Source organism: Micromonospora sp. DT48, from assembly GCF_049844495.1.
In the GTDB taxonomy this organism is placed as follows: domain Bacteria; phylum Actinomycetota; class Actinomycetes; order Mycobacteriales; family Micromonosporaceae; genus Micromonospora.
In genome coordinates, this window is record NZ_JBNCLE010000020.1 from 100,108 (window position 1) to 111,646 (window position 11,539).

Below are 11,539 nucleotides of genomic sequence, written 5' to 3' on the forward strand. Positions count from 1 at the left end.
GAAAGGTGACCAGTGATCAATCCGGGTCGTACGCCGCTGACCACCTACCAAGCAGACATCTGGGCGGCGAGCCGTTTGTCGCCGCACCTTCCACAGTTCAATGTGTGTGGATGGGAACAGTTCGTCGGCCCACTCGACCACGAACTCCTGCTCGCCTGCCTACGGCAGGTCATAGAGCGAAACGACGCGTTACGACTGCGTTTCGACGAGGAGAACGGTCAGCCCTTCCAATGGGTCGAACCTGAACAGGCGGTAATCGAGGTATACGATTTCCGTGACGCCCCGGATCCCCACCAGGCATGCCATTCCTGGATGGCGCGGGTCTTCTCCCGACCCTTCGAGCTGCACCGCAACCGGTTGTACCGGTTGGCCCTGCTGCGCGAGAGCGAGTCGGTCGCGTACGTGTACCTCAACGCCCATCATCTGATCGTCGACGGCTGGAGCGCGCGGCTGCTGCTGCGGCAGATCTGCGCCGGGTACGCGGCGGCGGTCGAGGGAACAGCTCCCACCGCGAACCTATCGGGATCGGTCGCCCGCCGCGGGCTGTCCTACCTTGACCTGGCCCGGGAGCTGGCCGAATACGCCGAGTCCGTCCAGCGCAAGCTGGATATCGAGTACTTCCGCGACCGCCTCGACGGGGTCACCCCGGCGCTGTTCGCCTCGTCCGCCACCGGCCGGCACCGGACCGCACGACACAGCCTGCCCCTGCGACGGGACCTCGTCGACCGGATCCGCGCCACCGGTCAGTCGCCGTTCACCGTCTTCGCGGCGGCCCTCGCGGTGTTCCTCGGTCGGGTCCACCGCACCGAACAGGTCGTGCTCGGCGTGCCGGTGCTCAACCGCAGCACGTACGCGCAGCGGCAGACCGTCGGCCAACTCGCCAACGAACTGCCGGTGCCGGTCGCGGTTCCCGGTACGCGGACGATGCCCGAACTGGTGGCCGAGCTGCAACAGACCCTGCGGTCGATGCGTACCCACCAACGCCTGTCCCGGGGCGAGTTGCTGCGCGAGGTCATCGCGCCGGGCGGGCCCCGCCAGCTCTACGACGTGACCCTGTCCTGGCTGCGCTGGCCGCGCCTGGAGCCGATCCACGGCATCGCCCACCGCACCTCGGGTGCCAGCCGGGTACACGAGCACAACGCCCTGGCCGTGCTCGTCAACGAGTACGACGACGGCACCCTGACCATGGATCTCGACTACTCCCGCGACGTGTTCGACGAGGACTTCCGCATCGAGGCGGTGGGCCGGCACCTCGAAACCCTCATCGGCGACGCCCTGGACCGGCCCGACGAGCCCCTGGCCCGGATCCGGATGCTCACCGACGCCGAACTCGACCGGGTCACGGGGGCGCATGACGGCGAGGTGGACCACCCGACCGAGGCGACCCTGCACGGCCTGTTCGAGCAGCAGACCACCCGGACACCCGACCGGATCGCGGTGGTGGTCGACGAGACCGGCGAGACCCTCAGCTACGCCGACCTCGACGCGCGGGCGAACCAGGTGGCCCAGGCCCTCCGCGCCGACGGCGTCGGCCGCGACGACCGGGTGGCCGTCCTGGCCGAACGGGGAGCGCCGATGCTCGCCGGCATCCTCGGCACTTTGAAGGCGGGCGGCGCGTACGTGCCGATCGACCCCGACTACCCGAGCGCCCGGATCCGGTACCTGCTCACCGACAGCGGCGCGAAGGTCGTGCTGGTGACCTCCCGCACCGAGGGAACCATCGCGCACGCCGGCCTCGACACCATCGCGGGTCTGACCGTGCGCCACCTCGACGCCCTGGGAAGCCACCCGAGCGTCCCGGTCGAACCGCTCGCCCAGGCCACCGACCTCGCCTACGTCATCTACACCTCCGGGTCGACCGGCGACCCCAAGGGGGTGATGGTCGAACACCGCTCGGTGGTGAACCGGCTGGCCTGGATGCAGCGGTGCTACCCCCTCGACGGCGACGACGTGCTGGTGCAGAAGACCCCGACCTCGTTCGACGTGTCGGTGTGGGAACTGTTCTGGTGGACGTTCGCGGGTGCCCGGGTCGTCCTGCCGCGCCCCGGGGCGCACCGTGATCCGGACGCGATGGCGGCCCTCGTGGCGCGCCACGGCGTGACGGTCATCCACTTCGTACCGTCGATGTTCGGGCCGTTCCTCGACCTGCTGGGCACGGCGGCGCACCTGGGTCGGCAGGCCGATTCGCTCCGCCTGGTCTTCGCCAGCGGTGAGGAACTACCGGCCCGACGGGTCGATCAGTTCCACAGGTTGTTCCGCCGACCGCCCGGCACCGGCCGCTCGGCCGGGCCCCGGCTGGTCAACCTGTACGGGCCGACCGAGGCGACGGTCGACGTCACCCACCACGAGTGCCATCCCGATCCGGACCGGCCGACCCGCCGGGTGCCGATCGGACGCCCCATCGACAACGTCCGGCTCTACGTGCTCGGCCGGGACGACCAACCGCAGCCGATGGGTGTGCCGGGTGAACTCTGCGTCGCCGGGGTCGCCGTCGCCCGGGGCTACCTGGGACGTGCCGGGGAAAGGGAGACGGGCTCCGGCGACGGCTCACCGTCCGCCGCCCGGTTCGTCACCGATCCGGTACGCGGCGACGGCCGGATGTACCGTACCGGCGACCTCGCACGGTGGCTCGCCGACGGCAGCCTCGAATACCTCGGCCGTCTCGACGGGCAGGTGAAGATCCGTGGCAACCGGGTCGAACCCGGCGAGGTCCAGCAGGTGCTCAGCGACCATCCGCAGGTCCACGAGGCGGCCGTCGTCGCCCGCTCCTCCCCCGGCCGGGACGTCCACCTGGTCGGCTACTACGTGGCGGAGGCGGACCTCGATCCGCTGCTGCTGCGTGGTCACCTGCTGCGCCGCCTGCCGGACTTCATGGTCCCCGCCCTGTTCCACCGGCTCGACCGGATGCCCCTAACCCCGAACGGCAAACTCGACGTCGCGGCGTTGCCCGCGCCCGTGTCGGGGTCGGGTCAGGAGCCGGAGCAGGAACCCCGCGACGATGTGGAACGCACCCTCGCCGCGATCTGGTCCCGGGTGCTGGACCTGCCGTCGGTCGGCATCCACCAGGATTACCACGCGATCGGCGGCGACTCGATCCTGGCGTTGCGCATCCGCGCCGAGGCCGAGCGGCAGGGTCTGCACTTCACCCTCGCCGACCTGGCCGAACAGTCGACCATCGCGGCGCTGGCACAGCGCGCCCGGCGCACCGCGCCGCCGCCCGCCGTGACCGGTCCGTTCGCGCTGGTGTCCCCGCTCGACCGGGCCCGGCTGGGCGACGTGGCGGACGCCTTTCCCGCCTCCGCCGTCGCGCTCGGCCTGCTCTACCACAGCAGTGAACACGACACCGCCACCGCCTACCACGACGTCTTCCGCTACTCGGTCCGGATGCCGTGGCACGAGGAGGCGTTCCGCACGGCGTACGACCGGCTCGTCACCCGCCATCCGGGGCTGCGTTCCGCCTTCGACGTGGGTGGTCTCTCCGAACCGATGCAGGTGGTGCACGCCCGGGTAGCCGGCGGCCTCGATGTCGCCGATCTGCGCGCTCTCGATCCGGACGCCGCCCGCGCCGAGGTGCTGGCGCACATGCGGCAGCGACGTCACCACCGGTACGTCTTCGACCAGCCGCCACTGTTCCTGTTCCGGGCGCACCTGCTGCCGTCCGGGGTGGTCGACCTGGTGTTCAGCTTCCACCACGTGCTCCTGGACGGCTGGAGCGTCGCCACCGTCGTCGGTGAGCTGTTCCGCGACTACCTGCACCTGATCGGCGCTGGTGTCGAGCCGGTCACCGAGACGGCGCTGCCCGACCCGGCCGCGTACGTCGTCGAGGAACGCCACGCGCTCGCCTCGCCCGCCGCCCGACAGTTCTGGGCCGACCGGCTCGACGGTGCCGAGTTGACCCAGCTCGACGGTTTCCGACCGTACGAGCCGCCCACCGCCGACGAGTCGCCGGTGCGCCTGGTCGACCTGCCGGTGGGGCTGGAACAGCGGCTCCGGGCCTTCGCCCGGGAGCACGGGCTGCCCCTGAAGTCGGTGTTCCTGGCCGCCTACTGCCTGACCGTGCGGCTGTACTCCGGCACCACGGACGTGACCGTCGGGCTGGTCACCCACGGCCGTCCGGAGCAGGCCGGTGCGGAACGGCTGGCCGGACTCTTCCTCAACACGCTGCCGCTGCGGCTGCGGGCCGAGCACTCCTGCTGGCTGGACACGGTCCGGGAGGTGCACCGGCGGGAGCAGGAATGTCTGCCGCACCGGCGCTACCCGCTGCACGCCATCCAGCGGGACCGGGGTGGCCGACCGGTCTTCGAACTGGCCTTCAACTACGTGCACATGCACGTCCTGGCCCCGCTGCTCGACCTGCCCGCCATCGAGCCGCTCGACTTCGACGCCTGGGAGGAGACCAACTTCGCGCTGCTGCTGAACGTCATCGTCCACCCGGCGCACCAGCGCATCGCACTGCGGATCGACGCGGACCGCCGGACGTTCACCCGGGCGCAGACCGACCTGATCGCCGACACCTACCTGCGGATCCTCGCCCGGATCACCGACGAGCCGGACGCCACACCGGACTTCGGGTTCCTGGCCCCGACCACGCCGGTGATCACCGGTGGGCCGGTCACGCCGACGACCGGGGCACGCCGGGACGTGGTCGATCGCCTCGCCGAGGCGGTACGGCGTACCCCGGACGCGGTGGCGGTCGCCGCGGGCAGCCGCCGGTGGACGTACGCGCGGTTGCAGCAGGACGTCGACCGGATCGCGTACGGGTTGGTCCACGCCGGGGTGCGGCCGGGTGACCTGGTCGGGATCGCGGTCGGCCGCTCCCCCGAGATGATCGCGTCGATCTACGGGATCGCCCGTGCCGGCGCGGGCTGTGTACCGCTGGACGTGACCTACCCGCCGGAACGGATCGCGGCCATGCTCGACCAGGCACGACCGGTCCGGGTCATCGCGGACCGGACGCACGCCGCGCTGGTGGGCGTACCCGAGAGTGTGCTCGTCGTGGAGGATCTGCTCGCCCCGTCGCAGGCGGTGGCACCGGTCCCACTGCCCCGGAGCCGACCGGATGATCTGCTCTACGTCCTGTTCACCTCCGGTTCCACCGGGGTGCCGAAGGCGGTGGCGATGTCGCACGCCGCCTTGGCGAACCTCCAGGTGTGGCAGACCGCAGCGGTCAGTGCCGCAGCCGGTGGCGTCACCCTCCAGTTCGCACCCCTCAGCTTCGACGTGTCGTTCCAGGAGATCTTCACCACGATCGGCACCGGCGGCACGCTCCAGCTCGTCGACGAGCAGCGTCGGCGGGACCCCGCGCAGCTGCTGCGCCTGCTCGACCAGGAGGCCGTCGAGCGGGTCGCCCTGCCGTACGTGGTGCTCCAACAGCTCGCCGAGACCGCGGTGACGCTCGGACTGCACCCTCGTGCGCTGCGGGTGGTGATCTCGTCGGGTGAACAGCTGCGGGTCACCGACGAGATCCGCCGGTTCGTCGCGGCCCTGCCGGCCGGTGCGATCCTGGAGAACCAGTACGGACCGACCGAGACCCACGTCGTCACCGCGTACCCGATGACCGGCGACCCGGACCGCTTCCCGAGCCTGCCACCGATCGGGTCGCCGCTTCCCGGAGTCCAGCTGTACCTGTTGGACGACCGGTTGCGTCCGGTGCCGGTCGGGGTCGCCGGTGAGCTGTACCTCGGTGGCGTCCAGGTGGCGCGCGGCTTCCACCGGCAGCCCGGACTGACCGGTCAACGGTTCGTGCCCAACCCGTTCGGCGCGCCCGGTGAGCGTCTCTACCGCACCGGTGACCTGGCCCGGGTGCTGCCCAACGGCGACCTGGCCTGGCTCGCGCGTACCGACACCCAGACCAAGATCCGAGGGTTCCGGGTGGAGCCGCTCGAAGCCGAGGTGGCGATCATGGAGCTGGCGGCGGAGCAGCCGGGCATCCGCGAGGCCGCGGTGGTGGCCCGACGCCGGGACGACACCGACGCCTTCCTGGCCGCCTACCTCGTCGGCGACCCGACCCGGGCCGACCTGACCGGCCTGCGTCGACGGCTACGGGAGAGACTGCCCGAGCACCTGGTGCCCACCCACCTCCAATGGCTGCCGGAGCTGCCGCTGACGCCGAGCGGCAAACGCGACGACCGGCGGCTGCGTGAGCTGCCACTGCCCGTGGCGGCCCCCCGGCCGACCGCGCCGCGTGACCGGTACGAGCGGGTCCTCGCGGAGATCGTCGCGGACCTGCTCCAACTGCCGCACGTCGACGTCGAACACAACCTGTTCGAGTTGGGCGCCACCTCGCTCACCGCGATGCGCCTGGTCACGCTGATCGAGAAGCGGTACGGCGTCACCGTACCGGTCGCCGCGTTCGTGACCGGGCCGACCGTGTCCCACCTCGCCGCGTTGCTCCGCGCCGGTGGGGTGGACCCGACGTCGGTCGACCCGGTGGTGCCGATCCGCACCGGCGGCGACCGGCCGCCACTGTTCCTGGTGCACCCGATCGGCGGCAACGTGCTGTGTTACCTCCCCCTCGCCCGGCACCTGCCCCGGGAGCAGCCCGTCCACGGGCTCCAGGCGGCCGGCATCACCGCCGGGACGACCCCGCTGCGGTCCGTGCCGGAGCTGGCGGCCAGCTACCTCGCGGCCATCCGCCGGGTCCAGCCGACCGGGCCGTACCGCATCGGTGGCTGGTCGTTCGGTGGTGTGGTGGCCTTCGAGATGGCTCGACAGCTCAACGACGAGGCCCGCCGACTCGACCCCACCGGCACCGGCCCGGTCGAACAGCTGATCCTCATCGACCCGATCGCGAGGCGCACCGACGAGCCGGTGCCGGTGACCGACGACGTGCTGCTCGACTGGTTCTTCTGGGAGCTGATGCCGATCGACCAGGATCGCCCGGTGCTGGAGGCGATCCCGTCGGAACTGGCGTCGCCCCAGGAGCGCCTGGACTTCGTCGCCCGCCGGGCCGGTGCCGCCGGGATACTCCGGCCGGGTGACTCGCCCACGGCGGTACGTCGGCTGTTCGAGGTGTTCAAGGCCAACTGGGAGGCGATCATCACCTACCGTCCCGAGGTCGTCGACCAGGACCTCACCCTGCTGCGCGCCTCCGACCCGTTACCGCCCCTGCTCAAACCCATGCACGACCTCGCCGGCACGCTGCACCTCGACCCACGCAACGGCTGGGGTGAGCTGACCACGGGTCGGCTCGACGTGCTCGACGTGCCCGGTGACCATCTGGCCCTGATGGAGCCACCGCACGTGGCGGAGGTGGCCCGCCGGATCACCGAACTGTTGGCCGGCTCCGCCGCACCGGTGGCCGGTCGGCCCGGCCCCAGCCCGGTGGGCGGCCGGTGATGCCGGCGGCAGGCGGGGCGCGCCGCCCCAAGGCTCTCATCCTGGGCGCGGGCATCGGCGGACTGGCCGCCGCCGCCACCCTGCGCCGGGTCGGTGTCGACGTGGAGATCTACGAGCGCGCCGGTGACCTGCGGCCCGGCGGATCGGCGCTGTCGTTGGGCGCCAACGCCCGCGTCGCGCTGCGCACCCTCGACATCGACCTCGACGTGGAGCGGCGCGGTCGGGTCTACCCCGCGCTGCGGCTCTGCACGGCGACCGGCGACCCGATCAGGACGGTGCCGTTCGAGCGGCTCGGTGACCGGCTCGGCGCGCAGAACGTCGCCATCGGCCGCGCCGAACTACATCAGGCGCTGTTCGCCGCAGCCGGTGATCCGCCGGTGCGGCTCGGTGCCACGGCCCAGCGGTTCGAGGTGGTCGGTGACCGCGTGCGGGTCGACTTCCGCGAGGGGCAGACCGCCGAGGGTGACCTGCTCATCGGAGCCGACGGATTCCACTCGGTCGTCCGGCGGCAGATAGCCGGTCCCGAGCGACCCCGCGAACCCGGGTACGTCTGCTGGCTCGCGACCGTCCCGATGCGCCATCCGAAGATCCGGGACGGCTACACCGCCCACTACTGGGGGCGGGGCCAACGGTTCGGCCTGGTGCAGCTCGACGGCGACCGGGTCTACTGGTGGGGCACGTTGAACATGGCACCGGCGGCGGCCCGCGACTGGTCCGGGGGCAAGGCCGACATCGAGCGGGCGTACGCGGGCTGGGCCGAGGAGGTTCGGACCGCGATCGCCCGGACGCCCGAGTCGGCGATCATCACCGTCCCGGCCCGGGACCGGCCCTTCCTCGAACGGTGGGGCCACGGGCCGGTGACGCTGCTCGGCGACGCGGCGCACCCGATGTTGCCGAGTCTCGCCCAGGGCGCGGCGCTGACCATCGAGGACGCCGTCGTACTCGCGCACTGTCTCCGTGACGCGGTCGACCTGCCACAGGCGCTACGGCGTTACGAGACCGCACGGCGCGAGCGGACCCGCTGGATGGTCAAGGAGGCGTACTCGCTCAGTCGGGTCGAGCAGCTGGCCCATCCGCTGGCCGACCTGGCCCGCCGCCTCTACCTGCGCTGGCTGCCCGATCGTCTGCTCGACCGGCGCAACGAGATCGCCCTGACCTTCCCGGGCCGTCCGGAGCCGTCGGTGGCCGCGAGATGAGCGCGCCGACGACGGAGGTACGGCGGGCGTTGAGCCCGCTCGAACGCTGGTACTGGATCGCCGACCAGGTGTCACCACTCAATGTGGTGGCCCGCGTCCAGGTACGCGGACCGCTGCCGACGGCGCTGCTGCACGCCGCGCTGCACCGGCTACGCCGACGGCACCCGCTGCTGCGGGTGGCGATCGCCGCCGCGCCGGACGGGCGACGTCCCCGGTTCGTCCCGACCGACCAGCCGATACCGCTGCACCGGGTACGCGCGGACGGCCCGGCGACGGATGCGGCACCGGGCTGGGTACGACGGGTCAACGAGCACGAGCTGGTCGACCGGATCGACTGGCGCGACGGCCCACTGTGCCGGGCCGTGGTGCTCACCCGGGCACCGGCCTCCGGCGCGTCCGGCGACGAGGTGCACGATCTGCTGCTGACCATGCCGCACTGCGTGGCCGACGGCACGACCGTGCTGGCCCTGCTGCGGCAGTGGATCGAACTCGCCGGGCAGGCGGGCTCCCCCACTTGGGAGGTCGACCCGTCAGCGGGTGCCGAGTCGGCCGGGTCGGCGGCCGTGGCGGGTGAGCCGGCGTTACCGCCCTGCGAGGCGATGTTCCCCCGCCGGTACCGGGGGTTGGTCGGGGTGCTGCGGCTGCGGTGGCTGCTGTTGCGGGAGTTGTACCGGACGCACCGGCACCGCCCGGTCCGGGTGGTGCCGAGCAGCTTCGTGCCGTTCACGCAGCGGCGTACCCGGCTGCTCGTCCGGAGCCTCACCAACGACCAGGTGGCGATGCTGGTGGCCGCCTGCCGCCGGGAGGGGACCACGGTGCACGGCGCGCTCGCGGCGGCGATGGTGCTGGCCGTCGCCGCGGAGTCCGGTGCGGCGACGTCGGGGCACCTGACGATCGGTTCCCCGGTGACCATGCGCGACGCGTTGGAACCCGCGGTGCCCGACCGGGCCGCCGGGACGTACGTCGCCACCGTGCCGACCTTCGTCCGGCACCGGCCGGGGATCTCCCTCTGGCAGCTCGCCCGCTCGATCAGCGACGATCTCGCGGCCCGCCGCGCGGCCGGCAGCCAGTTCGCCATGGTCGACCTGGTCAGGCTCGCCAGTCCGGAGTCGGTCAGCACCAGTGGTCGGTTCATCGAGATGATGGAACGTAGCGGCCCGGTGAACCTGTGCCTGTCCAACATCGGCCGCTACGACTTCCCCGACCGGATCGGGCCGTGGCGGCTCTCCGGCGCGCAGTTCGTCGCCGGGCTCTCCGTCTGCGGCTATCTCGTGGCCACGGTGAACACCAGCCACGGGCAGCTGTTCTGGAACTTCACCTACGTGCCCGACGCGCTGCCCGAGCAGCGAGCGGTCGATCTGGTGGAGGCGAGCGTCGACGCGGTGCTCGCCGCGATCGGCCGCCGACCGGTACGGAGTCGACGATGATCAGAAGGACACGGCGGATCACCCCGGCCGGTCGCACCGTGGTGATCACCGGGGCGTCGTCCGGCCTCGGCAAGGCGGCGGCGCTGCACCTGGAACGGATCGGCTTCCAGGTCTTCGCCGGGATCCGTGCCCCGGCCGACGGTGCACGCCTGCTCGCGGAGTCGTCCGCCGGGCGGCTGCATCCGCTGCGCCTCGACGTGACCGAGCCGGATCAGATCCGGCAGGCGGCCGACGAGGTGGCCGAACGGCTCGACGGCGAGGGGCTCTGGGGGCTGGTGAACAACGCCGGTATCGCCCAACCCGGGCCGTTGGAGTGCCTGTCCGCTGAGCTGCTCCAGCGGCAGTTGACGACGAACGTGATCGGGCAGTTCCAGACGATCCAGGCGTACCTGCCGCTGCTGCGCGTCGCTCGGGGGCGGATCGTGAACGTCACCTCGGGACTCGGCCGGGTCGCGCTGCCGTACCTGGGCGCGTACGCGGCGGCTCAGTTCGCCAAGGAGGCGCTCAGCGACAGCCTACGACGCGAGCTGCGGCCGTTCGGCGTCACGGTCTCGGTGGTGCAGCCGGGTGCGATCCGTACCCCGATCTGGGACAAGCTCGCCCAGGCCGGTGCCGACGTCGTCGACTGCGCGCCGGAGCCGACCGCGACGGTGTACCGGGAGCCGTTCCGCGCCTTCCTGAGGCATAACGCGCGCCAGGTGCGGCGCAGCCGAACCACCCCGCAGCAGTACGCCCGCACGGTGGCCCGTGCCCTCACCACGGCACGCCCGAGGACCCGCTACCCGGTCGGCCCCGACGTGCGGATCGCGAGCCTGGCGGCCCGGCTGCTGCCGGACTCCCTGGTCGACCGGCACCTCGCCGCGATCGTCCGACCGCGTGACGGCTGACCGCCCCACCCGATCACCCCAGACCCGAACCCGCGACGACCGACACGAGAGGCAGCACCGTGGAGACCGATCAGCAGAGCCGGGCGCGCCTGCAGGAGCTGTTCGCCCGCAATCTCGACTACATCACCGAGGGACGGATCCGCGAATGGGTGGAGCTGTTCCACCCGGACGGGGTGCTGGAGTTCCCGTACCCGCCACCGGGCGTCCGATCCCGTTTCGTCGGACACCACGAGTTGTACGAGCACATGAAGGACTTCCCGAAGCAGTTCGACGTCCGCTTCTCCGACCTCACCTTCCACGAGACGACCGACCCCGACCTGGTCATCGCCGAGTTCGTGGGCAACGGCAGGGGTGTGGTCACCAAACGACCGTTCCACCAGGTCTACATCTCCGTGGTCCGGTACCGGGACGACCGGATCGTCCACTTCCGGGACTTCTGGAACCCGCTGGTGACGATCCGTACCGCCGCCACGGTCGGTCACGTGTGGCGTGGCCTCGTCGACCTGGTGCGTACCCGTCGATCGGCGAAACCGTAGCCCCAGCCGTGACGCGCACGCCGGCCGTGACGCGCGCAGCGGCCGACGGCACGGCGGATCGTGGGGCGGGCCCCCCCCGGGGGAGGGGGGGGCGGGGGCGGGGACACACGGGGGGGGGGGGGGGGTGGCGGCGGGGAGGAAAACCCACAGGGTGG

The 11,539-nt window shown here is 71.9% G+C and carries 5 protein-coding genes; all 5 read left to right on the forward strand.

Features of this window, described 5'->3' with window-relative positions:
* The first annotated feature begins 12 nt into the window (after positions 1-12).
* Genes ACLQ2S_RS22590 through ACLQ2S_RS22610 form a run of 5 tightly spaced genes read left to right on the forward strand, consistent with a single transcriptional unit; the run spans position 13 to position 11,384 of the window.
* A complete protein-coding gene (locus ACLQ2S_RS22590; RefSeq protein ID WP_425702692.1) occupies positions 13-7,338 on the forward strand; it encodes an amino acid adenylation domain-containing protein in 7,326 nt (2,441 codons plus the stop codon).
* Complete coding sequence (locus ACLQ2S_RS22595; protein WP_425702694.1) at positions 7,338-8,534, forward strand: FAD-dependent monooxygenase; 1,197 nt, start codon at positions 7,338-7,340, stop codon at positions 8,532-8,534. Before ACLQ2S_RS22590 ends, ACLQ2S_RS22595 begins: the two co-directional genes overlap by 1 nt.
* On the forward strand, positions 8,531-9,961 hold the full coding sequence (locus tag ACLQ2S_RS22600) for a phthiocerol/phthiodiolone dimycocerosyl transferase family protein (protein ID WP_425702696.1): 1,431 nt from the start codon (positions 8,531-8,533) through the stop codon (positions 9,959-9,961). Before ACLQ2S_RS22595 ends, ACLQ2S_RS22600 begins: the two co-directional genes overlap by 4 nt.
* The gene (locus tag ACLQ2S_RS22605) at positions 9,958-10,848 is read left to right on the forward strand and encodes an SDR family NAD(P)-dependent oxidoreductase (RefSeq protein ID WP_425702698.1); all 891 of its coding nucleotides are present in this window, start codon (positions 9,958-9,960) and stop codon (positions 10,846-10,848) included. The genes ACLQ2S_RS22600 and ACLQ2S_RS22605 overlap by 4 nt, the downstream gene beginning before the upstream one ends.
* A 59-nt stretch (positions 10,849-10,907) precedes the next feature.
* Positions 10,908-11,384 (forward strand): nuclear transport factor 2 family protein, encoded by a 477-nt coding sequence (locus ACLQ2S_RS22610; protein ID WP_425702700.1) that lies wholly within the window; start codon positions 10,908-10,910, stop codon positions 11,382-11,384.
* Positions 11,385-11,539: the final 155 nt, after the last annotated feature.